Source organism: Alcanivorax sp. 1008, assembly GCF_020667895.1.
In the GTDB taxonomy this organism is placed as follows: Bacteria; Pseudomonadota; Gammaproteobacteria; order Pseudomonadales; family Alcanivoracaceae; genus PGZG01.
Genome location: NZ_JAFMPS010000001.1, coordinates 255,986 through 280,614, shown reverse-complemented (window position 1 = coordinate 280,614; position 24,629 = coordinate 255,986). Strand labels below are relative to the sequence as shown.

Genomic DNA, 24,629 nt, shown 5'->3' with positions numbered 1-24,629 from the left:
ACCAATGAAACAGTTCGCCGCCCTTTTCCTTTTATCGCTTGCCAGCATGCTGGCTGGTTGCGCCTCACACAAAGCAATCAGCTACGTAGATTCCTATGAGGAAGCTTTAATCCGTTTCCCGGGCAGCCCTGTTAGCAGCCGCCAGGTGGCGGAAGGCTTCAGCTCGCTGTATGCCAGTCTCAAAGGGCCGGATTTAGCTCGGCGGGTTGATGAGGTATATGCAGAGGATTTGTTTTTTGGCGACACCCTGCACACCTACCACTCTCGAGAGGAGTTACGGGATTACCTGCTGCTAACCGCGGAGCGGGTCGAAAATATCGAGGTAGATGTTCGCCATGTGCTGGTCGACGGTAATGATGTGTGGCTCAACTGGGGCATGAAAACCAGCGCAAAGGCGCTGGGCAGAACGATGCATGCTGAAACCATTGGCATGACTCACCTGCGCTTCAACTCTCGAGGCCAAGTGGTACTGCATCAGGACTATTGGGACAGCAGTGAGGGTGTGCTGATCCATATCCCATTTATCGGAGGCCTGGTCCGCTGGACCAGGAATCAATTATGAGAAGCCTGCTCCTTTCAGCTGTGCTAGTGCTGTTCTGTGGTCATGTGGGCGCTTCCAGCCAGCATCCGTCCACACTGGATACCGGCATCCGTCTTGACCAGTGTGGTTCCGCACCAGTTCAGGCCCTGCGCTTCATTGAGGTGGGTGTTGCCTCCCTTTGGCGTGATGGCTGTGGCCAACAGACCCGGTCGTTAACACCACCCTTACTGCTCGAGTTCACCTACCAACGCGAAGTCCCCGGCTCAGCGTTTAGCCGCTCAGCCACCGCCATGATCGAACGTAATGTGGGCGCCGCCACTTTCGCAAATCTGCAGCAGCGGGTGGAGGCCTTTAACAGTCACTACAGAGATATTGGCGACGGAGACAGCTACCAACTGCGCTATCTCAGCGATGGGCGCCTTGAACTGCTACTAAACAATGAGTTGCTCGTCAGCGAGCAGGGACATGAATTTGCCAATGCATACCTGCAAATATGGTTCGGCCCCAAGCCCTACTCAGAGCGTCTCAAGGAGCAGTTGCTGGCACTTAGGCCTTAGCCAGTGCCTGTCCCGCACGTCAAGCGTTAAACGTATAAAGACTGCCACAATTTTCTGCACCATAATCCGTTACCTTGGCGGCTAGCCGGGGTAAACTGTGCCCCGACAAGGAGCACCACACCATGCGCTTTTCTGACCGTCTTGCCACCGACAATGCCCTGACTCTGGTTCGCAGCATCGCCCGGCTGGTATTCGCTTTAATCACTTTTTTATATCTGTATCAGAGCGGCATCGACGTTGGCTCCTGGCTTTCTGCTGCAATCCTCGCCGGTTATGTTGTGCTACACGGTATGCTCATATGGCACGGCGCACTCTTCGCTGAGGTAGGGGGAATTCTGCTGGACATTGCCGCCATCGCGGTGGCCGTATGGCTTGATCCATCACCTATGCCTCCCGCTCTACTGCTATTTCTGGTTATGGTATTGAGTGGTGGGCTACTTCACGGACCAGCCCGTTTCAACGTGCTACTGGTTCTGAGCGCATTAACAGTGGCAGGCTTAATAAGCCTGGGAGAACGCCGCGTCGGTGCCGATCTGTCGGCCATGTGGTTTGCCGGCACCATTATGCTGGCTTGCGCGGTTTACGCCGGCATCCTGCTGTATCGTAATCAGGCCCACGAAAGGCTCGCCCGGGAAGCTACCTGGCGCGATCCACAAACGGGCCTTATCAGCCACCAGGCACTGATTTCCACCGCCGGCTGGCTATTGCCACTTCACGACCGGCTGGCATCCCACCTGACTCTGGTGCTGGTGCAGACTGGCCCAGATGAGAAGTTACCCGCACTGGCCGAAGCACTGTCCCAGCGACTCAGACGTAGCGATGTGGCAGCCCGCTATGGCGACAATACTCTGGCCCTGATGCTGCCGTGCACCACCGTTACCGCAGCTGAGAACTTACTCACTGATTTGCGTCAGCAGGGCTCTGATTTCCGTGCATCATTGAGCGGTGTGAGCAGCAGCACACAAAGTCTTGAGTCAGTGTTGCATCATCTTGAACAACAACTACAACGCGCCACCGATAGCAGCGGGCACTGGATGGTGCACGCCCCCACACTGCCCTGAGGCCATCCACTTAGCCAAGAGTCTTCAGTATGAAAATCCGCTACCTGCTGTTACTACCACTGACCACTATGAGCTTGGCCACAGAGGTGACGCCGAAAATCGTTGGCGGCGAGGATGCGGTTCAGGACTACCCTTGGATGGCAGGGCTGCACGAATATATTCCGGCAACCGGGGAGTATTACGTCGAGCCCTTTTGCGGCGGCAGCCTGATTGCCCCAGGCTGGGTTGTCAGTGCTGCCCATTGTTTTACCGACCCAGGCAGCGGCGGCAACCCAAGCAGCTATTCGCCACCCGCCGACGAACTGATTGTCCGCCTCGACAGCCCGGATCTGAGCGATGATCCGGAACATCTAGTGCAGCGCATAATCGCCCATCCTCAATATGGGGTAGCCGATGGCAGTGATGACTCCGATATCGTTCTAATACAGCTTTCCAGCAAAACTGTTTTTGATACCGTCAGTCTGGCCAATAACGCCATCATGAGCGAACTGGAAAGCTCCAGTTTGCTTGATGACGTGGTTCAAGCCATCGGCTGGGGAGTCTACGATGGTGAAGGCTTCACTGTTATAAAAGGCGCGGCCTCGGGCGACCAGCCAGACTTCCTGCAAATCGTGGCACTGGATTATCTGCCATTCAGTGAAAAAAAATGCCGCACTGCCTGGGATGGCCTGACAACGAACATGATCTGCGCATGGGAGCCACAGCCCGATGCAGATGATACCTTTGGTGAAGATGCCTGCTTTGGTGATAGCGGCGGCCCGCTGCTACTCCCGGAAAACACTCTGCTGTCCTCTGGGCGCACCAGCCATGAGTGGCTATTAGGCGCAACCAGTTTTGGCTCGGTAGCCTGCAACAGCATTAAAACTCCCGGCATTTATACCAGAATGGCCAGTTTTGAGAGCTGGATTGAAGGCACCACTGCAAACGCGGGTGATGCACTGGTGGACGTAGTGGCAACACTGGATCAGCCCGCCGCAGCGAGGCCGGCACAGGCATTCAATTTTGATGTTGGAATTGCCAATAACAGTAAACTGAACAGCGCCAGCGATGCCATCTTCGAAGTGACCGCCGCCAACACCACGTTAACGCCAGTAAATGCCACAGGCTGTAGCAACATTGCCAACGGCTGGCGCTGCAATGTGGCAACCCTGACTGCCGGACAACAGGTTCAGCGCACGTTTACCGCCACCTGGCTGGGCGCTGATGACAGCAGCTTGCAGACAGACCTGCAGGTTTTCGCCAATCAGGATGACTATCGCATCGGCAATAACACTGTCAGCGCCACCACCGACGTAACCTTCCTGCCGGACCCATTCCTGACAGCACCAGTAGTCAACCGCAACCGGGATGGCCGCGCCAGTATCACAGTTACCGCCGGCAACCTGTCGTCGATAAACAGCGTGACGGACGCAACCGTAATCGTTGAACTGCCCAATGACCTGGGCGCTACCGGCTATCCACCCTGCGAACTGGCAGAGGCCCCATCCCGGTTTATCTGTGACCTCGGCACACTGGACCCTGAAGATGAAGTCCTGCTCGACTTCGACCTGAAGGGCGTCGGCACTTTCCTGCTACCCATTACCCTGCAAAGCACCGGCGACATCCATCCGGGCGACACCAGCAAGACCCTGGAGATTACCCTGAAACGCAGCTCCGACAGCGGTAGCGCTTTACCATTGGTGGCACTCATGCTGCTGCTTTATCGACGCCGCAACTGGCGTAACCAGCCCAGCAATTGATCGCCATCTGATAGTGTCGCCCGGTAGGCCAGATGGCCATCCGGGCGCATCAGCCACAGTGCCGCCCCGCCGCCATAGCGGGCTGCAAACTCTCCGTTATGGTCGCTCAGCACGGACACATCAAAATCAGCCAGCTCCCGTAAACTTTCCACAGGCTCTGGGCCACTGATTACAATAGTGCTAACCCAGTCGGAAAATTCGGAGGGCACCCGGTCTGCCAATGCATAGGCGGTCAAAAGTTGCTGGGGGTCCGGCTCGGCGTCGAGCTGTATAAGCAAGTAGTGACGTGGGTCCTGCAACAAATCCACTAACGCCACTTCATCGCTGCCGAGCAAATGTGCATCCGGCATACGCTCTCCAGGCACAGGCCCATCCTTGCCACTTAACCAGCCACTTGGTCCCTGTGCCACCAGCGGGGAATCACGGTAAGCGATATCCAGCTGGCTGATACGACGCAACAAACCCGACGCCATTTTGGGGTGGCCATTGAGAAACTTCAGTACCCAGTCACGCCCCGTACGTAGCAGTAAGTTACGGGCAAAGGAGGAGCGCGACAGTATATCCACGGAGTAGAGCATCGCCCGAGCCACTGGCCGGCGTTCGCGCTCATAGCTATCGAGCAGCTGGCCTCCGCCTATGCCACGCAGGAACAGGGCAACTTTCCAAGCCAGATTAAAGGCGTCCGCAATACCGGTATTCATCCCCTGGGCACCCAGTGGGCTCTGGATATGGCAGGCATCGCCAGACAGCAGCACCCGGTTTTTGCGGTAATGGCTGGCCAGCCGGCGGTGAATAGTAAAGCGCGTCAGCCAGCGTGGCTCACCAAGCGGCGGACACTCACCCAGAGCTGCACTGAGCCGCTCACGGAAGGGCTCCAGTGTCACCTCCCCCTGCGTGTCTTCGCTGGCCGACTGATTAATCACCAAGCGCCAGCAATCCGGCATGGGCAACGCAATCAGACTGCCCTCGGGCAGCAGAAAACCATGGGAGCTGGTTGCCGAAAGGGACCAGCCAATGGCTAGATCAGCAATCAGAAAGTGATCCTTCTCAGTCACACCATCAAAACCGATACCTAGCTCATCACGAACCAGAGAGTGAGCGCCATCACAGCCCACCAGCAGCTCACACTGCAGCTGATGGCGCTCCCCGGCAACCCCCAAGTGGGCCTCCACACTATCACCCTGCTGAGTTAACGACTGCAGCGTAACTCCCCGCCAGATGCGCCCACCAAGCTCCTCAAAACGCTGGGCCAGAGCAGCTTCCACCTCGGTCTGGGGGCAGGACAATACCCATGGAAAGGGGGCGTCAAGTGTCGTCAAGTCGAGCGACAGCAGCGGGCCCTGATCATTGTGGATCATGACTCCAGTTTGCACGGTGCTACGTCGTCGTATGTCAGTTAACACGCCAAGCCCATGAAATATCTCCATGGTGCGAGCGTGCAAGCCCAGCGCCCGAGACCAGGGCATGGCCTCAGCCAGCTGATCAATCACCAGACAATCCACCCCCATCTGGCGCAACCGTATTGCTAAAGTCAGACCTGTGGGACCCGCACCGACGATTAAAACCGCCGAACGACGCGGCATCAGATTCATTCAACACTCCCTGCTATGATTGCCACCGGTACTTGGAATTTTTGCCTGCTTACAAGGCTAGCCAAAGCATGGCCACGACACCATCACGAAAAATCATCCATGTAGACTGCGACTGCTTTTATGCCGCAGTCGAAGTGCGTGACAACCCGTCATTACGGGGGCGCCCGGTGGCCGTGGGCGGCGACCCTGGCCGTCGCGGAGTTATCGCCACCTGCAACTATGTGGCTCGCCGTGATGGCGTGCGCTCGGCCATGGCCTCCGCTCACGCCCTGCGCATCTGTCCCGACCTGATCATTGTCAAACCGGACTTCGACAAATACCGGCGAGTATCCGAGCAAATCCACACCATTTTCAAACGTTTTACTGACCGAATCGAGCCGCTTTCCCTTGATGAAGCCTTTCTTGATGTCAGTGATTGCGAGCAGTTCCAGAACAGTGCCACCCGCATAGCCGAAGCGCTGCGTCAGCAAGTTCGAGGAGAAGTGGGTATTACCGTATCTGCGGGAGTGGCGCCGAACAAATTTCTTGCCAAGATCGCTAGTGACTGGCGCAAACCGGATGGCTTGTTCGTTATCCGCCCAGAGCAAGTCAATGATTTTATCGGCGCTCTGCCGGTGGAGAAGATCTTTGGCGTAGGCCGGGTCACCGCCGACAAGATGCATCAGCTTGGTGCGCGCCATTGCGCCGACCTGCAAACCCTGTCACGCTTGGAACTGGGCCAGCATTTCGGTAGTTTCGGTGAGCGCCTGTGGCACCTATGCCGCGGAGAGGACGACCGTCCGGTGCATAACAACCGGCGACGCAAATCCGTCAGTGTCGAGCGCACCTTCGAGGAAAACCTGCCAGCCCTGCACCACTGGCTAGCGGTCCTGCCAGCACTGGAAGAGGCCCTGACCCGACGCCTGACAAATCTGGATAATCACTATCTGGTTAATGGTCTGTATATCAAGGTGCGCTATGAAGACTTTACCAGCGCCACCTGTGAAACACCCGGCGGCATGGCAGATCGAGAGGTATTTGAAAATCTGATTCGCTCTCAGTGGCAACGGCGCCCGGGAGCGATTCGGTTACTGGGGATAGGCCTGCGCCTGAAGGACGCCCTGCCGGCGCGCCAGCAGGACCTGTTTCCGGAGGAAAAGCGGGCGGCGCTCGCGTTACAGCGCGCCAGCCGCCCGTGACATGTGCACCTGACTGCTGCGAGCAGACATCCAACTGGCGGCCCATAGGTCAAAGTCATCTGGCAAAAGGTGCTCCATAATCTCAAAGCCCTTTCGCTGCACCGGCTCCACCTGACCTGCCAAGTAGTCCTGCAGCACCGCCACGCAATCCATACAACGACCAACGGACTCATTATCCTGAGTCAATCGGGCGCGCTGTACAGCCCGGTCGAGATCGTTCAAATACTTGATCAGCATGACAAGCCCCTCTTTTCTGTTGACGCCAGACACCTTAAGTAACGGTGATTTGCCGAAACATGTCGGCAATACGGATGACCATAGCAATAAGCAGATGACAGGCGTAACCACGGGACGAAACGAAATTGTGACAAATTAATATGGAAAAGCAGAATGCCGGGGTGCGAGCCCCGGCATTCCAATAAAAAACAATAAAATCAATAAGATAGAATTATCGAGGCTGCATCCGAATAGCACCATCGATACGGATGGTTTCACCGTTAAGGAAACGGTTTTCAATCATATGGCAAACCAGTGCAGCATATTCCGGCGGGTGGCCAAGGCGCTTGGGGAACTGGGTCATATCGATCAGCGGCTGCTTGACCTTGTCCGGAGCTGCATTCATCAGTGGGGTATTAAAAATACCCGGAGCGATGGTATTACAGCGGATCCCTAACGGAGCCAGATCGCGGGCAATCGGCAAGGTCATGCCAACCACACCACCTTTTGTGGCCGCATAAGCCACCTGGCCCACCTGACCATCAAATGCCGCCACCGAGGCAGTATTAACGATTACACCACGCTCACCATCGTCATTGCCTTCGTTGCTGGCCATGGCCGCTGCGGCCAGACGCAGCACATTGAAAGTGCCAATCAGATTGATTTTGACCACCGTCTCGAACACGCCCAGATTATGCGGAACATTCTCGCGACCAACCGTCTTCATCGCGGAACCAACCCCTGCGCAGTTAACACAGACATTGATTGCACCAAACTTCTCCACGGTACGGGCAATGGCTGCCTGAACCGAATCTTCCTGAGTAACGTCCGTTTCTACGAAGGCGGCGTTAGCACCAAGCTCGGCAACAGTTTCTGCCCCACGCTGGGCATCACGGTCCAGAATCATGACCTTGCCACCCCGGGCTACAATGGCCTCTGCCGTAGCACGCCCCAATCCCGATGCTCCACCGGTAATAACTGCAACAACCTGACTGATTTCCATGATGACTCCCGTCTCGCCCAAACACTCATGAGGGCCGGGAGTATAGCAACCCCCTGCTGGCCAACGTCCATTACCGAAACGCTCAGTCGGTGCCGCTGACGGTCACCCGGAGAGCTAAATGGAATCCAAACCGATACCAATTGGCCATGGATATAATCAGGCGACCTTCTTATACTCGGTCACTTCGAAGACATTGCTCCGACAATCAGGGGGGAAGCAATGCTGGAAATGATCAGTGCCGCGCTGCGGCGCAAAAGACCACCCACACACAGTCTGTTCGATACGGTCTCAATGGAGTTCCGGGTTGGCCTGTTCGATATTGACCTGAACATGCACCTGAACAACGCCAAGTATCTCAAGTTTATGGATCGGGCCAGACTGGAGCATGCGGTGTCCACTGGCCTGCTCGACAAGATGCTGCAGGCCCGCTGTAACGTGGTGGTAGCGAATACTGAAATCGCTTACGTGCGTGAACTGCGTCCCTATCAGCAGTTTTCTCTTGAAACACGGGTATTGGGCTGGGATGACAAGTATCTGTACTTTGACCAGCGATTCATGTCACAGGGGAAATTGCACACCCATGCCCTGCTGCGCGTGGTACACCAGTACGGCGGCAAGCCAATCAGCCCGCAAGCCGTTCAGGAAATGACTGGCATGAACCTGCAATCACCAGCCTTGCCCGAATATGTAGAACAGTGGAAAAAGCTGTTAATGACCAAAAAGCGCTATACGGAAAACTGATCCACATAGCAGAAAAAGGGGCCTTTAGGCCCCTTTTTGGTTTGCTATTTCTTGGCTACTGGCAGCGGCTCATCAGGGCGCTCTTCCGGGAAAGTAAAGAACGGCGCCCAACGCGGCTCTTCATAGGATTCTCCCCCGTAATACAATCCCATTTCATCAAGGCGCAGATTTTTCAACTCACGCATTGCCACAGCTTCCGGCACCTGCTGCAGAGGTCCAGCCTGCATATACTGATCCGCATCAACTACCAGCTCTTCCAGTACCAGGGGCTTGTCTTCCGAGTAACGGAAGTAATAAACCTTACCGCCTTCAACCTCCATCGGTATCTGGAAAATGGTTTTCAGAAAAAGCATGCTGAGCGGTCGACGGGCGTAAAAGTCATAGCGACCACCGTGCACTTCCAGCCAGGAGTAAGCACCGCTCTTCAAACCGAAAATCTGGGTGCTGTCGATAAAGAAAGTCGGCGCCTGAATCTCTTCATAGCCCCACTGATTGGTAGGTCGGTACACATAGATCATCGCATTACGAGGATCAAGCGTATCCATCGGCTCGAACACCTTACCCTCGGCGGCCGCGAGAAAAGCTCCACTGGTGGTAGGCACACCAATCTTGACTCCCGCGCATGCGGATAGCATGAATAGTGCAGACACGGAAAGGACACCAAGGAAACGGGGTAACATCTTGTTTTCTCCGACTTTATTCTTATGGACCCCGGCGAGCGTGGTCAGGCGCTTACTATCGCCCATTTACCCCCGCGACTCAATGGCCGACAATCCACAACATATCCTAAATTCTTCCAGACACAGACCTGCGTCATGACCCTGAAACCCGTTGGCACCCCCTGCATTGGCGTCTGCTCCACAACCTTCGGCGACACTGTCTGCCGAGGCTGCAAACGCTTTCTGCACGAGGTGGTGGACTGGAACCGCTATCAGGACAGTGAAAAACGTACTGTCTGGCGGCGTCTGGACCAGCTGCTCTGTGTGGTGGTGGATAACTATCTGGAGGTCCGAGACGCAACGCTTCTACGTCAGCAAATGACCTACCAGAACCTGCGCCTGCAGCCTGAACTCTCTCCTCCGGGGTGGGTGCCCGAGCTACTCAAGGCGGCAGGCAGCAGGCAACTGGACTGGAACGCCTTTGGCCTGCAGCCGCGCCGTCAAGCTCAGGATCTGTCAGCGCGGCAGCTGTACGACCTGATCAGCGCCGAGTTTCACGCACTGTCCTGCGCTCATCACGAGCGCGCTCATCTGCGCATCAATAGCGAGGCCTCCTGACGGCTCAGGGGGCCACCACCAGCAGGCCATCCAGTGCGCTCAGCTGGTCTGCTGTCAGCACACCTGCCTGATAATAGAGGTTCAGCAAGTTGATCAGAAAGGCGAAACGGGAGCTGGCATAGTTGCGCTTGGCATCGGCCAGTCGGCTTTCTGCGTCGAGGACATCAAGAATGGTGCGTGTGCCCGCATCATAGCCATTGCTGGTGGCCACTCGCGCCAGCGCGGCAGATTCCACCGCCATGCCGAGCGCCTCCGCCTGTAACCTGTCCGCTTCAACCTCGCGATATAGCTGACGAATGCTGCGCTCGGTTTCCAAATCCAACCGCGCCAGCTGTGCCCGGGCTGCCTCATACTGGTACGACGCTTGGCGACTACGGGCACGCATCATGCCACCATTGACTAGCGGCACATTCAGCTCAAGGCCGACAACGGTATCGGTGCGTTCCTGTCCATCATCAAAATCGGTGGTGTCGTTGTACTGATATCTGGCTACCGCATCCAGGGTCGGAGAGTACGCTGAGCGACTGCTACTCAGCACAGACTTACTCACCTTCACATTCTCTCTGGCCTCACGCAGCACCAGGCTTTTGTCCCGAGCCAGCACAACCCACTCATCCTCAGAGACAGGATCGAGCTGAGGTAATACCGCGTCACTGCGTAACCGTGGCAAAGGCGCCTGACCATTGTTGGTAAGCTCATGCAACGCAGCACGGGCTGAAGTCAGGGCCACCTCAGCGCGCATGGTCTGAGCCCGGGCGAGATCGAAACGGGCCTGCGCCTCGCGCAGATCAGTTTCCGCCACCACGCCGGCCTGATGCCGGTTGCGGGTATCTTCCAGCGCCTTGGCCATGGACTCGCGCTCGGATAGCGCCAGCTCCAGATTCTCGATTTCCCGCAGCACACCGAAGTAGCGGTCTGCCAGACGCAGCACCAGAAGCTGAATACGATCCTGCTTGCCCACTTCCGCCAGCTCATCCAGCGCCTTGCCCTGCCGGCCTAACGCCAACCAGTCCCGGCGAAACAGGGGCTGACGTGCTTCCACCCCATAGGCGTACTGAGTACCGCTACTTTCCCCGGCACCGAACCCGGGAATATTACTGTCGTATTCGCTTTCACCATGATAGGCCCGCCCATAGGCATTCAGCTGCAGCAAGCGCTGTCCGGCCACCTGGCCGGAGTCATAGCGCTGAGCGTTGTAAATCGCCAGCGACTGCGGAATAGCAGGATCATGCTGAATAGCACGCTGGAAGGCGTCGGACAGGGTCATGGCAGCGGCTGGACCAGCCACGAACATCAGACTAACGGCTAACAAGGAAAACAGACTGCGCATACGGGTTCCTAGACGGCAAAGCATGGCTGGCCCGTAATAATGCAGAAAGTTAGCCGAGATGAGAATGACCGTCGGTTACCACTTGCTTGTGAAAAAGACAGTTAAAGCAGGAAGGGGGGGGTTATTTAAATGGTGCGCCAGGAGGGACTTGAACCCCCACGCCTCTCGGCACCAGAACCTAAATCTGGCGTGTCTGCCAATTTCACCACTGGCGCGCGGGTCGCATTGTAAGCACGGAGGCTGCCCATGACCAGCCCTTAAGGCGCAATGAAAAGGAAAATCAGCGGCCCATTTCCAGCATCCGGTACAGACTGCGGATATCGTTACTGGTCCGCTCCATACGTGCTTCAATTTCAGCAAGTCTGTCACGGCTGTCCATTTCACTGAGCGAACCGCTCATAGCTTCAACCTGGGGAGTCAGGGTCGCCAGCAAATTCTGTTGACTGGAGGTCACGCCCTCCACTTTGGCTGTGCGCGACTGCAGCGCAGCAAGCGCCTCTCGAACGGCGCTAAACTCCTCCTGCAAACGGACTGCCTCAATGTCCAGCTTACGCAATCTGGCATTGGCCTGAGCCAGCGCAGTTTGGCTAACGCTGTCACTACGCCCGCCCTCAGACACAACCACTGGCTGCTGCCCTAACTCCGCCAGGGTGTCAGCGAAACCCGCCAGCTGGCTCTCCAGTGACGCCATTCTGGCCTCCACTGGTGCCATATCAGCAGCCGGACCAAGCCCCGCAATCTCATCCTGCAGAGCATCGACACGCTCTTGCATCTTCAACAATGTCAGCGATACCACTCCAAGCAGTACCAGCATGACCACTGCCAAGCCTCCTAGCGCTAACGCAATACGGCCGCTACGGCCGGGAGCGTTAATACCCTGTAACGGGTCAGCCGCAGCGGCCCCCTGGCCAGAGCGCGGCACGCGAATGGAGTCCCGGGCCTGACTGGATGTCTGCGACACAGCCAATACATCCTGGTTGAGTGACATCAGACGCTTTTGCTTGTTTTCAGGAATATCGTTATTGCTCATCTTTACTCACCACTGCGGCAGCAAATGCTCAGGGAGCACCACCATCAAGCCGGTCCAGGCGAACATTCACCTGGCGCCTATGAGCATCAATCGCATTGATCGCTGCTTCTATTTCCGCCAACCGGTTGGCCAACCCCCCGCCGGCACTTTCTACCCTGACTAGTGACTGCATGGCAGGCAAAAGCTTGTTAAACGCTTCAACCTGCTTTTGCTGAGTGGCCACTCGGCTTTCAAGCTGCTTGACTGTTTCAGTCTGAACGCCAATCTGAGTCTGTAGCTGATTTTTCGCCACCGTCATCTGATCAGTGGATTTCTTCAGCGTGGCCAGCTCTGTTTTAAGCGACTCGATTGCCTTGTTTAGCTCGGCTCTCTGCTTGCCCAGCTGAGCAATATCTGCCTGATTTTTCTGGATCCAATCCCGATTACGCTTGTTGGAAACATCCCACAGTTTGCGTATTTCACTGTCATGGGTTGCCAGTGTTTCCTTGACCTGACCAGAAGACTGGGTGACGGACTCATCCGTTGCAGAAAGCTGTGACGCCAGCGAACCAAGCTGTTCTGTAGATTGCTCGAGACGATTATCAACCACCGCCTGGAGACTGCTGAGCTGACGAAAGAACCACGCACCCAGCACCAATATCAGCACCAACAAAAATGCGGTGGTCGCCATCCACACGCCGCTACCGCCGGTGTCTGCCGGCTTCCTGGCAACTGACTCTGGGAGCGGTCTATCAGCGATCTGATCCTGATCAGCAGAACCCCGTGGCTTCACTGCCATAGCCGGGTCAGCGTCCACATCCAGATCCTTGATATTGCCCAGCTTCAACTCGCGTTCGTCGTTCATGGTCCGCCGTAAGCCCCCTAAAAACGGCAAGTGTAGCAGCCTCGGGCCATCTCTGAATAACCCCCCATCGACATCACCACACGGGTTCGGTCTAATGCCACTTTTAAAAAGGAAGGGAGGACAATATGGGACGCTGGCTATTGCTGATATTACTGGCACCCGCCGTTTGCGTGGCCGATATACGCATGGAGAGCATGCTGCAGCAGGGTCTGAGCGCCTACGAAGCCGAGCACTACGATCAAGCCATGGCACACTTTAGCGCTGCCCTGACCCACAGTCTGGCCAACGACGAAAGCCCCATGTACCCGGCAGCCTACCTCTGTGCAATCTGGTACTTCGGCCGGGGAGTCAGCCCCGATGCTCAACGGGCATCGAATGCCTGTAAAGTGGTTCAGGGGCAGAAAAGCCGCTTCCAAACAAGCCTGTTCCAACAAGTGCTGGAAAGTAACAGCAACACCGATGCGGTGTTCCCGTTCCGCAAGGGCATGGCCGATGCGGCGAAGGCACTAGCCTGGTATCTGCAACAGACAGCGCCACGCAAATAGCTTGGTTACTTGGTCGCCAGCGGCGGGAAGATAGCTTCTTCCGACTTTTGGTAAACCAGTTCACCAAGAGCGTAATGGCCAGGCTTCTGCTCAATAAGGGGCTGGAACATGAGCCATGGACCGCGCCTGCGGTGGTCCACCGCCGCCCACACTCCGAAAATCACCTCACCATCTTTTGAAGTTGCCTGAAATGGCTTCAGGACAACCGCGGTACTGACATCGCTGTTATTTTCGGCCAGCTGACGTACTTCCAGAAATAGCGCCACGGCGAAGTCTTCTGCCTTCGGTCTGGCCTTGGGGTCACCGCGATAACCAACCACCTCCACCTGTTCATTCGCCTCGTTATACACCAGCGCGAATGGGTAGAAACGGCCACTTTTCTGGAGAAGCTGCAGGGCTTGCTGGATACCATTACTGGCCAAGGTTTCCATCTGAGTGATAGCCGGATCTTTGACTTTTTGTTGTTCTTGCTCTGCGTGCAGAGCCAATGGAAAGGTCACTAGCAGCATTATCAGGAATTTCTTCATCTGCTCCCCCCAGGGCTAAATAAAAAAGGGTGCCAGCATCATGCTGACACCCTTTCTGCGACCACAATCAGGCTGCGAAGTTCTTTGCCGCAAACTCCCAGTTGGCTAGCGCCCAGAAGCCTTCCAGATACTTCGGACGGGCATTGCGGTAATCAATGTAGTAAGCGTGCTCCCACACATCGCAGGTCAGCAGCGCAGTCTGGCCCGGGTTGGTTACGGTGGTGCCCGCGTCATCGGTATTCACGATGTCCAGGGAGCCATCGGCCAACTTCACCAACCAAGTCCAGCCAGAACCAAAGTTACCAACAGCTTTACCGTTGAAAGCTTCCTTGAACTTGTCAAAGGAGCCCCACTTGGCATTGATCGCATTGGCCAAGTCACCAGTGGGCTGGCCACCACCGTTTGGGCTCAGGCTGTGCCAATAAAAAGTGTGATTCCAGACCTGAGCAGCCTGATTGAACAGTACCCCCGGGCCTGCGGTTTTGATGATCTCTTCCAGTGACTGCTTTTCCATGTCGGTGCCAGCAATCAGCTCGTTGAGCTTGACCAGATAAGCGTTGTGGTGCTTGCCGTGATGGAACTCCAAAGTCTCGGCAGAAATATGCGGCTCGAGGGCATTTTTCGCATATGGAAGAGCGGGCAGTTCAAAAGCCATGATGGTTCCCCTGACGGTGACAGATTCAAAAAACAGGGCCCAGCGCATACCTGCGACGGGCGATGAACAGGCCCCGGATGATAGCAAGGGCGCCGCGGACCTGCCACCGAGGTTCGCCGATACCCTGTCATCACAGCGTGACTGTCATCAACTGCCGGCTGAGGTACAATGCGCGCCTTTTCTGTCCGCGCCAACAGGCGCCCGTACCGAGGGTTGAAGCATGAGCCAGGATCCAGTCGTCATCGTCAACGGTGCCCGTACCGCCATGGGCGGTTTCCAGGGCAGCCTGTCTGGTCTGACCGCAGCACAGCTCGGCGCAGCTGCCATCCGCGCTGCCGTAGAGCGTGCCGGCATCAAAGCAGATCAGGTCGAAGATGTAATCATGGGCTGCGTGCTACCGGCGGGCCTAAAGCAGGGGCCGGCTCGTCAGGCCATGCGTCTGGCCGGACTCCCTGACGCCACCGGCGCGGTCACCATCAACAAGCTTTGCGGTTCAGGCATGCGTGCCACCATGTTTGCCCATGACCAAATCGTGGCTGGTAGTAGCGAGATCATGGTAGCTGGCGGCATGGAATCTATGACCAACGCCCCCTACATCTTGGACAAATACCGCAATGGCGCCCGAATGGGGCACGGCAAGGTGTTTGATCATATGTTTCTGGATGGTCTCGAAGATGCGGAGACCGGCCGCTTGATGGGCTCTTTTGCCCAGGAAGTATCTGATCAGAAAGGTATTACCCGTGAACAAATGGATGACTTCGCCATTGAGTCTCTGAAGCGTGCCAATACGGCCATCAACAATGGCTGGTTCAAGAACGAAATCGTCCCGGTAAGCGTACCATCACGCAAAGGCGAACAAATTGTCGACACTGATGAGCAGCCCGGCAATGCCAATGTGGAAAAGATTCCGCAGCTGAAGCCGGCGTTTGCCAAAGACGGCACCGTCACCGCTGCCAACGCCAGCTCGATTTCCGACGGCGCTTCCGCCCTGGTATTGATGAAATCCAGTAAAGCTGCAGAGCTGGGTCTCGCTCCTCTGGCCCGCATCGTTGGTCACAGCACTAACAGCCAGCACCCGAGCGAGTTCACTCTGGCGCCCTGCGGCGCGATCAGCAAAATCCTGACGAAAACCGGCTGGACCGTGGCAGATGTGGACCTGTGGGAAATCAACGAAGCCTTCGCCATGGTAGCCATGCTGCCAATCATGGAGCTCGGCATTGACCACAGTAAGGTGAATATCCACGGCGGCGCCTGCGCGCTCGGTCACCCTATCGGCTCCACCGGCTCACGCATTATCCTGTCACTGATTCATGCACTGAAGCGTACCGGTGGCAAAAAAGGTATCGCCAGCCTGTGCATTGGTGGCGGCGAAGCCACTGCCGTGGCCCTTGAACTGCTGTGACCTGAGTTAACCGACAAGAAGGAGCCGTGCAAACGGCCCCTTCTTGCCTATCCCGCCCCTCTCAATTTCCAGCCTGCCTACCAGTCGATGCGGCGTACCAGAATATCTTTGAACATGACGAAATCACCAGCCAGGCTATAAAACGGATATTTAAAAGTTGCCGGTCGATTTTTCTCAAATACATAGTGGCCCACCCAGGCGAAACCGTAGCCCACCACCGGCAACGCCAGCAGCCACCAGCTGCTAGCACCACCTATCACTGCTGCAACAATGGTCAGCACAAATAGGGTGCCAAAGAAGTGCAATCTGCGGCAAGTCGGATTGCCGTGCTCCTGCAAATAGTACGGATAGAACTCTGCAAAGCTCTGGAAGTCAGCCTGTTTAATAGTATTCATCTTGTCCTCCGATATTGAGAGCGTATTCCAGCATAACCCAAGCAGCCGCTCTTTGGATGGCATGCTAGGCCAGATCAAAACCCAAGCCTTGTACGGAAATGACGACAGAATGCCCGGTTGGCCTTGTTATCGCTGCTATTGTCCCGACCAGTCATTGACCCATTTTTTCTGAAGCGCACAATCAGTTGCATCTTTTAGCTATGGAATACCTCATGCCAGCCTTGCCACTGCCGCGCCGTTTCCTGACACCGTCTCTTATTCCCCTGCCCAAGCGCCTGAGTGAAATCAGCGATCGCGGCAATGAGGCTCCGCCAGCAGCAGCAGGCATGCGTGAAGAGCAGGTAACCGCCATCTGGCGTTCCATGAAGAACCTGTATGCCACCGGGATGAGCCCTGGCATTGCCCTGTCGCTACGTCGCGGTGGCGAGCATTTCTTTGAGCGGACTCTTGGCTATGCCAGCCTGGAAGACCGTCAAGCACTCAGCGTAGACACTCCGATATGCCTTTTTTCTGCATCAAAAAGCGTTACCGCCATGCTCATTCACCATCTGGTAGAACGCGGAGAGCTGGAGCTCGGCAAGCCTGTCTGCCATTACTTGCCGGAGTACGGCTGTGAAGGCAAGGAACGTACTACCCTGATGCACCTGCTGACCCACCGAGGCGGCGTGCCACGCATTAATGACCCGGTAAGTACGGAAGACCTGTTCAATCCGGCACGGATTACCGAACTGATGCAAAAGGCGGTACCGCAAAACCCTGGCCGCAGACAAGCCTACCATGCCGCCACTGCAGGCTTTGTCCTCGGTGCGGTTATTGAGAGAGTGACCGGCCAGACTGTCAACGATCTCCTTGATGAAGTGATTCGCAAGCCCATGGGAATGCGCTATTTCCGCTTTGGTATGCAAGATGGCTCGCCGGCGAAAAACTATTCCACGGGCCTCTCTCTCGCTCCCGTCAATGCGTTTATAAAATATGCGGTAGGTGCCAACTTGCAAGAAGTCGTGGATGTGTCCAATGACCCACGCTTTCTCGACATTACCCTGCCCGCCGGCAACTTATACGCTACAGCAGAAGAAGCCAGTCGTTTTTTCCAGATGCTGCTTAATGGTGGCAGCTGGAATGGCAAACAGATTTTCCGCGCAGACACTGTGCGTCGTGCAATTTCCCCTATTGGTAAAGGCAGTCGGCTTGACCGCACCCTCATGATTCCGATGGAGTACTCACCAGGATTTATGCTTGGAGCCCGCACCCTCAGTCTATTCGGCCCGGGCACACAGCGCGCCTATGGCCATTTGGGCTTTATCAGCATCTATTGCTGGGCTGATCCACAGCGCGATCTTTCAGGCGCACTGCTGACCACAGGAAAAGGCGTTATTGGCCCGCACCTCCCGGCATTGGTAGCGCTGCAGATGCAGATCAACCGTCAAACCCTGAGTCGTTAAAAGTACAGCGCGAAGAAACACAGGCATAAAAAAGCCCCGGCGATTAACTCGCCGGGGCTTTTTTATGCTGATCACATATTGCCGAGAATCGCGTCCTTCACCGACGAAATATTGGCATCAATGGTCACCATGCGGCTATCGCCGCACTGCTTGATAGCAGTATCCGGATCTTTAAGGCCGTTACCGGTCAGGGTGCAGACGATGGTCGAGCCTTCCGGAATGCGGCCTGTCTTGATATCGCGCATGGCGCCACCAATGGAGGCAGCAGATGCCGGCTCACAGAAGATACCTTCGCGCTGGGCCAGCAGCTTCTGGGCAGCCAGAATCTCTTCATCGGCAAGCTCGTCGAACCAGCCACCGGACTCTTCCTTTACTTTCCATGCACGATCCCAGCTCTGCGGGTTGCCGATACGGATCGCCGTGGCAACGGTTTCCGGATTCTTCACCGCTTCGCCGCGAACAAAAGGCGCAGAGCCAGCTGCCTGATAACCAATCATAGCTGGCCGATTACCACCAATAATCGGGCCGCCTGCGTAGCGGCAATTGCCATCGCAGAACGCGCAAGACTCCGTCACCTTGGTACCTTTTTGCGCGGAATACTCGCAGTAACCAATCCAGTGCGCGGTGATGTTTCCGGCATTACCCACCGGCAAGCAGTGGTAATCGGGAGCACGACCCAGCTCTTCAACAATTTCAAAAGCAGCAGTCTTTTGACCCTGCAGGCGATACGGATTGACCGAGTTAACGATGGTCACCGGTGCCTGAAGTGCCACTTGCTTGACCAGCTCCATGCCTTCGTCGAAGTTGCCACGAATCTGGATTGTAACCGCGCCATACATCATCGCCTGAGCCAACTTACCCATGGCGATTTTGCCTTCGGGAATCAGCACGAACGCAGTGATACCAGCACGCGCTGCGTATGCGGCTGCAGCTGCCGAAGTATTCCCGGTAGAGGCACAGATAATGGCATTACTGCCCTCTTCCACCGCCTTGGTAACGGCCATAGTCATACCGCGGTCCTTGAAAGAACCAGTCGGGTTCAGACCTTCATACTTGACGTAAATTTCAACGTCCTTGCCAAGTAGTTTCGGAATATTTTTCAACCGGATCAGCGGCGTATTCCCTTCGCCCAAACTAATGATTCGGGTATCGTCGCTCACCGGCAGATGGTCACGGTAGCGGTTAATCAGGCCGGTATAGCGGTCGCGAAATGGCATGGCAGACTCTCTTGTTACGCTTTCAAAAGTTCAACACGAATACGGACGATATCGCCAAGCACAGTATCCAGTGCCGCGATTTCCGCCAGCGCATCATTAATATCACGCTCAAGTACCGAATGGGTCATCAGCATGATCGGCACCGGCTGATCGTCATCTACATCTTTCTGGAACATGGCTTCGATGCTAATACGATGCTGCGACAGGATGCGGGTAATATCCGCCAACACGCCAGTGCGGTCTTGCACAAGCAGTCTGATATAGAACGGACACACCACCCCATCAATGGGCAGTACAGGGTGGTCGGACAACACATCAGTATGAAAACCGAGATATGGCACCCGAAGCTCATGATCAATGGTCAGCGAGCGGCCCATTTCGATGATATCGGCAACTACCGCGCTACCTGTTGGGCCAGCGCCAGCGCCAGCACCATAGAAAAGCGTGGGCCCCACCGCATCACCATCAACCATCACCGCATTCATCACGCCATTCACCGAGGCCAGCAGCACCTCCTGCGGAATCAGGGTCGGATGAACACGCAGCTCAATGCCATTGCCGGTGTCTTTGGCGATACCAAGATGCTTGATGCGGTAGCCAAACTGCTCCGCCGCAGCAATGTCCTCACGAGTCAAACGACTAATACCCTCGGTGTAAACCCGGGAAAACTGCAGCGGGATACCAAAGGCAATAGAAGCCAGGATTGTCAGCTTGTGGGCAGCATCAATCCCTTCCACGTCGAAGGTCGGATCTGCCTCTGCATAGCCCAGCGCCTGTGCTTCTTTGAGCACATCAGCAAAGTCTCGACCCTTGTCGCGCATCTCGGTGAGAATAAAGTTACCGGTGCCGTTAATGATCCCCGCCACCCACTTGATGCGGTTGGCCGCCAGACCTTCACCGAGCGCTTTCAGAATAGGGACGCCACCGGCCACCGCAGCTTCAAAGGCCACATCGACGCCCTTGGCATGGGCTGCGGAAAAAATCTCGTTGCCATGCTCAGCAATCAGCGCCTTGTTAGCGGTGACCACATGCTTGCCATTGGCAATCGCCGCCAGCACTAGCTCACGGGCGGTAGTAGTGCCACCAATCAGCTCCACAACAATATCAATTTGTGGATCACGGGCGACATCCATCACATCACGGGAAACGCGGATACCTCTGGTATCGCAAGCCGGGTTATCACGCCGGGCACCGATATGAGCAATTTCAATCGGCCGGCCGACACGACGGGCAATCTCATCGGCATTACTGCGCAGAATATTGACCGTTCCAGAACCTACGGTGCCAAGACCGGCGATACCCACCTTAACTGGATTCACGACAACCTCACTTACAGCAACGGGCGGGGAATTCGGGACGGCACACCTTACTGACGGTGCCCCGCAACGTCAATCCGCTATCACCAGCCCGAGAGCCTTGGCCATGCGCGACGGCGCCAAATAGCCTCCAAGCTGGTCACCTTCTGTGGTGAACACGGCTGGGGTGCCCCGCACGCCAAACTGCTCGCCCAGCTCATACTGACTGGCCACCGGGCTATCACAAGCCTGGGGAGTCTGGCTGAGCGGTTTCTCCAGTTTGGCCTCTGTCATTGCCAGCTGACGATTCTCCGAGCACCAAATGTCGTCCATCACTCGCCCCGCAGCCGATGCCATGCCGCCGCGAGGGAAGGCCAGATAGTGGATAGTAATACCCAGACTATTGTAGTCAGCGACCTGCCGATGCAGCTGACGGCAGTAACCGCAGGAGACATCGGTGAACACATAGATTTCCGCCTGCTGCTGCTTGGCCGGGAAGGTAATCATCTGCGCTGGGTCCAGTGCCTGCAAGGCTGGCACCCGGACAGCCTTCTGGCGCTCCTCAATCAGGCTGACGGCACCCTCATTATCGCGCAACTCGAATACCTCTCCAGCAAAGACGAAGCGACCGTCTGCGGTGACATGCAGCCAGTCACCCTGCACCTGAATCATAAACATGCCAGGCACGATGGAGGGCTCAACAGCGGCCACAGGCATCCCGGGAAAGGCCTGTTGCAGTTTTTCCATGGCCAGAGAGCTGTCACCTGGCACGACTACAGGCTGGGCTTCTTTAGCAGCAGGTGGAGTCTGGTCGGCACAGGCCACATTCATCATCAATGCCATCATTACGACAATAAAACGCATGTTCATCTCCTCGATTCAGTTCCCCTTCGAACCCTCATCAGGCCGGTCAGTTCCGGCCCGCGGATGATGCTGGGCGTGAAGTTCGTGCAGCCGCTGACGGGCTACATGTGTGTAAATCTGCGTGGTGGAAAGATCGCTGTGACCAAGCAACATCTGCACCACTCTCAGATCAGCGCCATGATTCAGCAGATGTGTGGCAAAGGCGTGGCGCAGTGTATGGGGAGAAAGCGGTTTTTGCACCCCGGCGGTTAATGCCATCTGGCGGATCCTGTGCCAAAAGGTCTGGCGGGTCATGGGTTGACGACGCTGACTGGGAAAAACGATATCGTCTCCCTCGCCATCAATCAGCAGTGGCCTGCCGTCACGCAGGTAGCGCACCAGCCAGTCCTGAGCTTCCTCACCGAGCGGTACCAGCCTCTCCTTATTGCCCTTGCCCACAATCCTTACCAGACCCTGACGCAGGTTGATTTGTGACAGGGTCAGACCAACCAGCTCGGACACCCGCAGCCCGGAGGCATACAGCACCTCAAGCATTGCCCTGTCGCGCAACCCGAGAGTGGTATCCACGTCCGGCGCTGCCAGTAATGCATCCACGTCGGCCTCAGTCAGTGATTTTGGCAGGGGCCGACCGATTTTAGGTCGCGACACCAGCAACGTGGGATCCTCTGCCAGCAGCCTGTCCTGCAAAGCCCAGCGATAGAAACCGCGCAGGGCTGACATTTTACGGGCCACCGAGCGAGCGCTAAGCCCCCGCTGCATCAGAGCCCCCAGCCACTCCAGCACAGCAATGCGATCGACCTGCAGCAAGGCACTGCGCTGCTGCTGCAGCCACAGCGCAAATTGCTCCAGATCACTGCGATAGCTGGCCAGGGTTTTATCCCCCAAGCCCTTTTCCATCCAGATATGATCCAGCCAGCGCTCCAGCAGCGCCAGTTCACTGGTCGGCACAATGGCCTCGTTCATGCGGCTACACTTTGTTATCCGTGGTGCACAACATTAGACTGCAGACAGTAGCAGTTCGCCAGCAGAGACCCGGATGCAGCGCTTTTTAAGCAAGCTTAGCGACCAGACCGGTCGCCAACTGAACGCCTCGGAGGCCCGTCGTAGCGCCGTGGTGTGCTGGGTTGCGGCACCGGTTTTCGGTCTGCTGGGCCTGTGGGCACTGGTCAGCCACTTTGTCATCAAGGATCAGCAACTCTTCAACCACGCCATGATGCTACCCACCGCTGCCTACTCATTCGGTTGTGTGGCGCTGTGGCTAGCCCTTGGCAAGTACGGGCTATGGCTCGATCAGCGTCAGCAAGTATCACCGGTCTATACCAACATTACCCTGTGGGTCTATGCGATCACCTCAATTACGGCGTGCTATCTGATTGGTACCCTGAACGTGGTCACCGGACTGGTAATGATGGGCGCACCAATGCTCGGCCTTATCCTGTTCAGTATCCGTCAGGTGCTACTGATTTTTGTCGCCGGCCTCGCCATGATGCTGGCGCTAAGCCTGCTATCTGCACTGCAGGTTATTCCCTATGCACCGATACTTAATCAGCAGCAGGCAGCCTCCGCGCACCTGAATCTTTACTGGACCCTGTGCCTGATGCTGGCGGCCGGTTTCTATGTGGCTTATCAAACTGTGATTATGAGCGCCATGGTCAAGGCGTGGCACAGCCGCGAAGAGGACATCCGCGCCCTGTCTCAGACCGATGCCTTGACCGGCGTGGCCAACCGCCGCCATATTCTCGCGACCCTTGACCTGATTCTGTCAAATAGTCGAAAGGGTAATTTCCCGCTATCCGTGCTGATGGTAGATATCGACCACTTCAAGCAGATCAATGACGACCACGGCCACCTGATCGGCGACCGGGCGCTGCATGCGGCGGCCCATGCGTTACGGGACTGCCTGCGTCAGGAAGAAATCATCGGCCGCTACGGTGGTGAAGAGTTTCTGATTCTGTTGCCCGGAGCACAAAGCCATCACGCCATGGAAATTGCCGAACGCTGTAGACGGGCAATCGGCTCTCTGGTGATTGATGCCAAAGGCGTAGCCCTGCCGCTCTCTGCCAGCGTCGGCGTAAGCAGCCGGGTGCGCAGTGACATCAATGATAGCGACCACATCATTCATCTTGCCGATGAAGCGATGTACCAAGCAAAGCGCGCGGGTCGCAACCGGGTAGTATCTGCCTGAATCAACCTAATTGAGAGCAGCCCTGGACCTGCATCAGCGAGTGACGTTGTGGGACACCGCATCGGCCCGATAGGCGGCGCTGCGCTCTCGCTCGTAGTTACGCGCCGCTACTGCTACCGAGCCCGGGTCACCACTTTCCAGCCAGCGACGCAGCCGCCCTGCATCACCCACAGGGGTACGAGTCCCCAAAGAGTCGAGCAAAACCAGAACTGTCTGCTCACCGTTGATTTTCGACACCATGACCAGACAACGGCCGGCTTCAGACAAGTAGCCGGTTTTGCTCAATGCCACGTCCCAGCGCGAACTGCGCACCAGTGGATTGGTATTACCGTACTGCAGTGAATAACGCGGTTTGCGAAATGTCACCTGATGATAGGTTGAAGTGGTGACATCACGAATCAAGTCATACTGGTACGCGGCGCGCACCATCTTCACCAGATCCGCTGCCGTAGAAACATTACTTGGCGACAGGCCGGCCGGGTCAAAGAACACCGTATCCCGCATGCCTAATTCCGTGGCTTTGCTGTTCATTGCCTTAACAAAGGCTGGCAGCCCCCCCGGAAAATGTCGCGCCAAGACATCACAGGCAATATTCTCTGACGACATCAGGGCAATATGTAGCAAGTCTCTGCGCTTTGCCTGTGAGGCATTGCGCATACGCGTCCAGGCGGTCTTACCAAGCTGTTGCTGGCGCGGCTGAACAGTTAACCATTCATTCAGATCCTGCTGGGCATCGAGCACCACCATAGCAGTCATCAGTTTGGTAATTGAGGCAATGGGCACCTGTCGGTCAGCATGCTTGGCGACCTGCAACTCACCATCTGCCAGCCGAGCAACCGCAGCGTGCACAGATGCCAACTGGACGTCACCGGTCTGCCCAAGACTATGACCACTGGCACACAACAAAACGGCAGCCAGCCAAGGGGCCAGTCGTCGGATATTCATAATCTGCTTCCTTATCTGCACCGTCCCGGAGCGGTGCACTGACGTATA

The 24,629-nt window shown here is 56.3% G+C and carries 26 protein-coding genes and 1 tRNA gene; 11 read left to right on the top strand and 16 right to left on the bottom strand.

Features of this window, described 5'->3' with window-relative positions:
* Positions 1–4 precede the first annotated feature (4 nt).
* The 4 genes from J1C54_RS01390 (at position 5) to J1C54_RS01375 (ending at position 3,898) form a co-directional block, all read left to right on the top strand.
* A complete protein-coding gene (locus J1C54_RS01390; protein ID WP_229144039.1) occupies positions 5–562 on the top strand; it encodes a nuclear transport factor 2 family protein in 558 nt (185 codons plus the stop codon).
* A complete protein-coding gene (locus J1C54_RS01385; RefSeq protein ID WP_229144038.1) occupies positions 559–1,098 on the top strand; it encodes a chalcone isomerase family protein in 540 nt (179 codons plus the stop codon). Before J1C54_RS01390 ends, J1C54_RS01385 begins: the two co-directional genes overlap by 4 nt.
* A 122-nt stretch (positions 1,099–1,220) precedes the next feature.
* Positions 1,221–2,159 carry a diguanylate cyclase domain-containing protein gene (locus J1C54_RS01380; protein ID WP_229144037.1) on the top strand — a complete coding sequence of 313 codons (939 nt, stop codon included), beginning with the start codon at positions 1,221–1,223 and terminating at the stop codon, positions 2,157–2,159.
* A gap of 29 nt (positions 2,160–2,188) precedes the next feature.
* Complete coding sequence (locus tag J1C54_RS01375) at positions 2,189–3,898, top strand: trypsin-like serine protease (RefSeq protein WP_229144036.1); 1,710 nt, start codon at positions 2,189–2,191, stop codon at positions 3,896–3,898.
* On the opposite strand, the gene J1C54_RS01370 is transcribed toward J1C54_RS01375, so the two are convergent.
* The gene (locus tag J1C54_RS01370; RefSeq protein ID WP_229144035.1) at positions 3,859–5,490 is read right to left on the bottom strand and encodes an FAD-dependent monooxygenase; all 1,632 of its coding nucleotides are present in this window, start codon (positions 5,488–5,490) and stop codon (positions 3,859–3,861) included. The genes J1C54_RS01375 and J1C54_RS01370 overlap by 40 nt on opposite strands.
* A 68-nt stretch (positions 5,491–5,558) precedes the next feature.
* Here J1C54_RS01370 and dinB point away from each other — a divergent pair, with 68 nt between their 5' ends.
* Positions 5,559–6,668 (top strand): DNA polymerase IV, encoded by a 1,110-nt coding sequence (gene dinB / locus J1C54_RS01365; protein WP_229144034.1) that lies wholly within the window; start codon positions 5,559–5,561, stop codon positions 6,666–6,668.
* Here dinB and J1C54_RS01360 read toward each other — a convergent pair.
* Together J1C54_RS01360 and J1C54_RS01355 are read right to left on the bottom strand one after the other, a co-directional pair.
* Positions 6,645–6,905 carry a hypothetical protein gene (locus J1C54_RS01360; RefSeq protein WP_229144033.1) on the bottom strand — a complete coding sequence of 87 codons (261 nt, stop codon included), beginning with the start codon at positions 6,903–6,905 and terminating at the stop codon, positions 6,645–6,647. The genes dinB and J1C54_RS01360 overlap by 24 nt on opposite strands.
* A 211-nt stretch (positions 6,906–7,116) precedes the next feature.
* Positions 7,117–7,887: a 3-hydroxyacyl-CoA dehydrogenase gene (locus J1C54_RS01355; protein ID WP_229144032.1), complete on the bottom strand. Its 771-nt coding sequence runs from the start codon at positions 7,885–7,887 to the stop codon at positions 7,117–7,119.
* Between the two features lie 219 nt (positions 7,888–8,106).
* On the opposite strand from J1C54_RS01355, the gene J1C54_RS01350 reads away from it, so the two are divergent.
* The gene (locus J1C54_RS01350; protein ID WP_229144031.1) at positions 8,107–8,628 is read left to right on the top strand and encodes an acyl-CoA thioesterase; all 522 of its coding nucleotides are present in this window, start codon (positions 8,107–8,109) and stop codon (positions 8,626–8,628) included.
* Positions 8,629–8,672: 44 nt separating this feature from the next.
* Here J1C54_RS01350 and J1C54_RS01345 read toward each other — a convergent pair whose 3' ends face one another.
* The gene (locus J1C54_RS01345) at positions 8,673–9,374 is read right to left on the bottom strand and encodes a DUF2846 domain-containing protein (protein WP_229144030.1); all 702 of its coding nucleotides are present in this window, start codon (positions 9,372–9,374) and stop codon (positions 8,673–8,675) included.
* Positions 9,375–9,443: 69 nt separating this feature from the next.
* Between J1C54_RS01345 and J1C54_RS01340 the strand changes: the two genes are divergently transcribed.
* Entirely contained in the window at positions 9,444–9,905 is a 462-nt protein-coding gene (locus J1C54_RS01340) for a DUF1289 domain-containing protein (protein WP_229144029.1), read from the top strand.
* A 4-nt stretch (positions 9,906–9,909) separates the two neighbouring features.
* Here the strand turns inward: J1C54_RS01340 and J1C54_RS01335 are convergent, their stop codons facing one another.
* The 4 genes from J1C54_RS01335 to J1C54_RS01320 form a co-directional block, all read right to left on the bottom strand.
* A complete protein-coding gene (locus tag J1C54_RS01335) occupies positions 9,910–11,235 on the bottom strand; it encodes a TolC family outer membrane protein (protein ID WP_229144028.1) in 1,326 nt (441 codons plus the stop codon).
* Positions 11,236–11,365: 130 nt separating this feature from the next.
* A tRNA-Leu gene (locus J1C54_RS01330) sits at positions 11,366–11,450 on the bottom strand.
* A gap of 65 nt (positions 11,451–11,515) precedes the next feature.
* Positions 11,516–12,265, bottom strand: coding sequence for a hypothetical protein (locus tag J1C54_RS01325; protein WP_229144027.1), 750 nt, complete (start codon positions 12,263–12,265; stop codon positions 11,516–11,518).
* Positions 12,266–12,293: 28 nt separating this feature from the next.
* Entirely contained in the window at positions 12,294–13,109 is an 816-nt protein-coding gene (locus tag J1C54_RS01320; protein ID WP_229144026.1) for a hypothetical protein, read from the bottom strand.
* Positions 13,110–13,234: 125 nt separating this feature from the next.
* Between J1C54_RS01320 and J1C54_RS01315 the strand changes: the two genes are divergently transcribed.
* On the top strand, positions 13,235–13,654 hold the full coding sequence (locus J1C54_RS01315) for a hypothetical protein (protein WP_229144025.1): 420 nt from the start codon (positions 13,235–13,237) through the stop codon (positions 13,652–13,654).
* Between the two features lie 5 nt (positions 13,655–13,659).
* Here the strand turns inward: J1C54_RS01315 and J1C54_RS01310 are convergent, their stop codons facing one another.
* The gene (locus J1C54_RS01310; protein ID WP_229144024.1) at positions 13,660–14,181 is read right to left on the bottom strand and encodes a hypothetical protein; all 522 of its coding nucleotides are present in this window, start codon (positions 14,179–14,181) and stop codon (positions 13,660–13,662) included.
* A 67-nt stretch (positions 14,182–14,248) separates the two neighbouring features.
* The gene (locus J1C54_RS01305; RefSeq protein WP_229144023.1) at positions 14,249–14,836 is read right to left on the bottom strand and encodes a superoxide dismutase; all 588 of its coding nucleotides are present in this window, start codon (positions 14,834–14,836) and stop codon (positions 14,249–14,251) included.
* Between the two features lie 220 nt (positions 14,837–15,056).
* Between J1C54_RS01305 and J1C54_RS01300 the strand changes: the two genes are divergently transcribed.
* Positions 15,057–16,238 (top strand): acetyl-CoA C-acyltransferase, encoded by a 1,182-nt coding sequence (locus J1C54_RS01300; protein ID WP_229144022.1) that lies wholly within the window; start codon positions 15,057–15,059, stop codon positions 16,236–16,238.
* A 77-nt stretch (positions 16,239–16,315) separates the two neighbouring features.
* Here J1C54_RS01300 and J1C54_RS01295 read toward each other — a convergent pair whose 3' ends face one another.
* Positions 16,316–16,633, bottom strand: coding sequence for a DUF962 domain-containing protein (locus J1C54_RS01295; RefSeq protein WP_229144021.1), 318 nt, complete (start codon positions 16,631–16,633; stop codon positions 16,316–16,318).
* 212 nt (positions 16,634–16,845) lie between these two features.
* Between J1C54_RS01295 and J1C54_RS01290 the strand changes: the two genes are divergently transcribed.
* Positions 16,846–18,075, top strand: coding sequence for a serine hydrolase (locus J1C54_RS01290; protein WP_229144020.1), 1,230 nt, complete (start codon positions 16,846–16,848; stop codon positions 18,073–18,075).
* A gap of 71 nt (positions 18,076–18,146) precedes the next feature.
* Here the strand turns inward: J1C54_RS01290 and thrC are convergent, their stop codons facing one another.
* The 4 genes from thrC to xerD form a co-directional block, all read right to left on the bottom strand.
* The gene (gene thrC, locus J1C54_RS01285; protein WP_229144019.1) at positions 18,147–19,292 is read right to left on the bottom strand and encodes a threonine synthase; all 1,146 of its coding nucleotides are present in this window, start codon (positions 19,290–19,292) and stop codon (positions 18,147–18,149) included.
* A 14-nt stretch (positions 19,293–19,306) separates the two neighbouring features.
* The gene (locus J1C54_RS01280) at positions 19,307–20,611 is read right to left on the bottom strand and encodes a homoserine dehydrogenase (RefSeq protein WP_229144018.1); all 1,305 of its coding nucleotides are present in this window, start codon (positions 20,609–20,611) and stop codon (positions 19,307–19,309) included.
* Positions 20,612–20,680: 69 nt separating this feature from the next.
* Positions 20,681–21,451 (bottom strand): DsbC family protein, encoded by a 771-nt coding sequence (locus J1C54_RS01275; protein ID WP_229144017.1) that lies wholly within the window; start codon positions 21,449–21,451, stop codon positions 20,681–20,683.
* Between the two features lie 15 nt (positions 21,452–21,466).
* Entirely contained in the window at positions 21,467–22,399 is a 933-nt protein-coding gene (xerD, locus tag J1C54_RS01270; RefSeq protein ID WP_370635599.1) for a site-specific tyrosine recombinase XerD, read from the bottom strand.
* Positions 22,400–22,487: 88 nt separating this feature from the next.
* Here xerD and J1C54_RS01265 point away from each other — a divergent pair, with 88 nt between their 5' ends.
* Positions 22,488–23,636: a GGDEF domain-containing protein gene (locus tag J1C54_RS01265; RefSeq protein ID WP_229144015.1), complete on the top strand. Its 1,149-nt coding sequence runs from the start codon at positions 22,488–22,490 to the stop codon at positions 23,634–23,636.
* A 33-nt stretch (positions 23,637–23,669) separates the two neighbouring features.
* On the opposite strand, the gene pbpG is transcribed toward J1C54_RS01265, so the two are convergent.
* Positions 23,670–24,581, bottom strand: coding sequence for a D-alanyl-D-alanine endopeptidase (pbpG, locus tag J1C54_RS01260; RefSeq protein WP_229144014.1), 912 nt, complete (start codon positions 24,579–24,581; stop codon positions 23,670–23,672).
* Between the last annotated feature and the right edge of the window lie 48 nt (positions 24,582–24,629).

Excerpts from the sequence above, each read along its gene's own strand:
- J1C54_RS01335 (WP_229144028.1), bottom strand. The coding sequence starts at position 11,235 with ATGCGCAGTCTGTTTTCCTTGTTAGCCGTTAGTCTGATGTTCGTGGCT.
- J1C54_RS01310 (WP_229144024.1), bottom strand. The coding sequence starts at position 14,181 with ATGAAGAAATTCCTGATAATGCTGCTAGTGACCTTTCCATTGGCTCTG.
- J1C54_RS01305 (WP_229144023.1), bottom strand. The coding sequence starts at position 14,836 with ATGGCTTTTGAACTGCCCGCTCTTCCATATGCGAAAAATGCCCTCGAG.
- dinB (WP_229144034.1), top strand. The coding sequence starts at position 5,559 with ATGGCCACGACACCATCACGAAAAATCATCCATGTAGACTGCGACTGC.
- J1C54_RS01355 (WP_229144032.1), bottom strand. The coding sequence starts at position 7,887 with ATGGAAATCAGTCAGGTTGTTGCAGTTATTACCGGTGGAGCATCGGGA.
- J1C54_RS01370 (WP_229144035.1), bottom strand. The coding sequence starts at position 5,490 with ATGAATCTGATGCCGCGTCGTTCGGCGGTTTTAATCGTCGGTGCGGGT.
- pbpG (WP_229144014.1), bottom strand. The coding sequence starts at position 24,581 with ATGAATATCCGACGACTGGCCCCTTGGCTGGCTGCCGTTTTGTTGTGT.
- J1C54_RS01360 (WP_229144033.1), bottom strand. The coding sequence starts at position 6,905 with ATGCTGATCAAGTATTTGAACGATCTCGACCGGGCTGTACAGCGCGCC.
- J1C54_RS01380 (WP_229144037.1), top strand. The coding sequence starts at position 1,221 with ATGCGCTTTTCTGACCGTCTTGCCACCGACAATGCCCTGACTCTGGTT.
- J1C54_RS01375 (WP_229144036.1), top strand. The coding sequence starts at position 2,189 with ATGAAAATCCGCTACCTGCTGTTACTACCACTGACCACTATGAGCTTG.
- J1C54_RS01265 (WP_229144015.1), top strand. The coding sequence starts at position 22,488 with ATGCAGCGCTTTTTAAGCAAGCTTAGCGACCAGACCGGTCGCCAACTG.
- J1C54_RS01295 (WP_229144021.1), bottom strand. The coding sequence starts at position 16,633 with ATGAATACTATTAAACAGGCTGACTTCCAGAGCTTTGCAGAGTTCTAT.
- J1C54_RS01385 (WP_229144038.1), top strand. The coding sequence starts at position 559 with ATGAGAAGCCTGCTCCTTTCAGCTGTGCTAGTGCTGTTCTGTGGTCAT.
- J1C54_RS01320 (WP_229144026.1), bottom strand. The coding sequence starts at position 13,109 with ATGAACGACGAACGCGAGTTGAAGCTGGGCAATATCAAGGATCTGGAT.
- J1C54_RS01290 (WP_229144020.1), top strand. The coding sequence starts at position 16,846 with ATGCCAGCCTTGCCACTGCCGCGCCGTTTCCTGACACCGTCTCTTATT.
- J1C54_RS01350 (WP_229144031.1), top strand. The coding sequence starts at position 8,107 with ATGCTGGAAATGATCAGTGCCGCGCTGCGGCGCAAAAGACCACCCACA.
- thrC (WP_229144019.1), bottom strand. The coding sequence starts at position 19,292 with ATGCCATTTCGCGACCGCTATACCGGCCTGATTAACCGCTACCGTGAC.
- J1C54_RS01345 (WP_229144030.1), bottom strand. The coding sequence starts at position 9,374 with ATGGGCGATAGTAAGCGCCTGACCACGCTCGCCGGGGTCCATAAGAAT.
- J1C54_RS01275 (WP_229144017.1), bottom strand. The coding sequence starts at position 21,451 with ATGCGTTTTATTGTCGTAATGATGGCATTGATGATGAATGTGGCCTGT.
- J1C54_RS01340 (WP_229144029.1), top strand. The coding sequence starts at position 9,444 with ATGACCCTGAAACCCGTTGGCACCCCCTGCATTGGCGTCTGCTCCACA.
- J1C54_RS01300 (WP_229144022.1), top strand. The coding sequence starts at position 15,057 with ATGAGCCAGGATCCAGTCGTCATCGTCAACGGTGCCCGTACCGCCATG.
- J1C54_RS01315 (WP_229144025.1), top strand. The coding sequence starts at position 13,235 with ATGGGACGCTGGCTATTGCTGATATTACTGGCACCCGCCGTTTGCGTG.
- J1C54_RS01325 (WP_229144027.1), bottom strand. The coding sequence starts at position 12,265 with ATGAGCAATAACGATATTCCTGAAAACAAGCAAAAGCGTCTGATGTCA.
- J1C54_RS01390 (WP_229144039.1), top strand. The coding sequence starts at position 5 with ATGAAACAGTTCGCCGCCCTTTTCCTTTTATCGCTTGCCAGCATGCTG.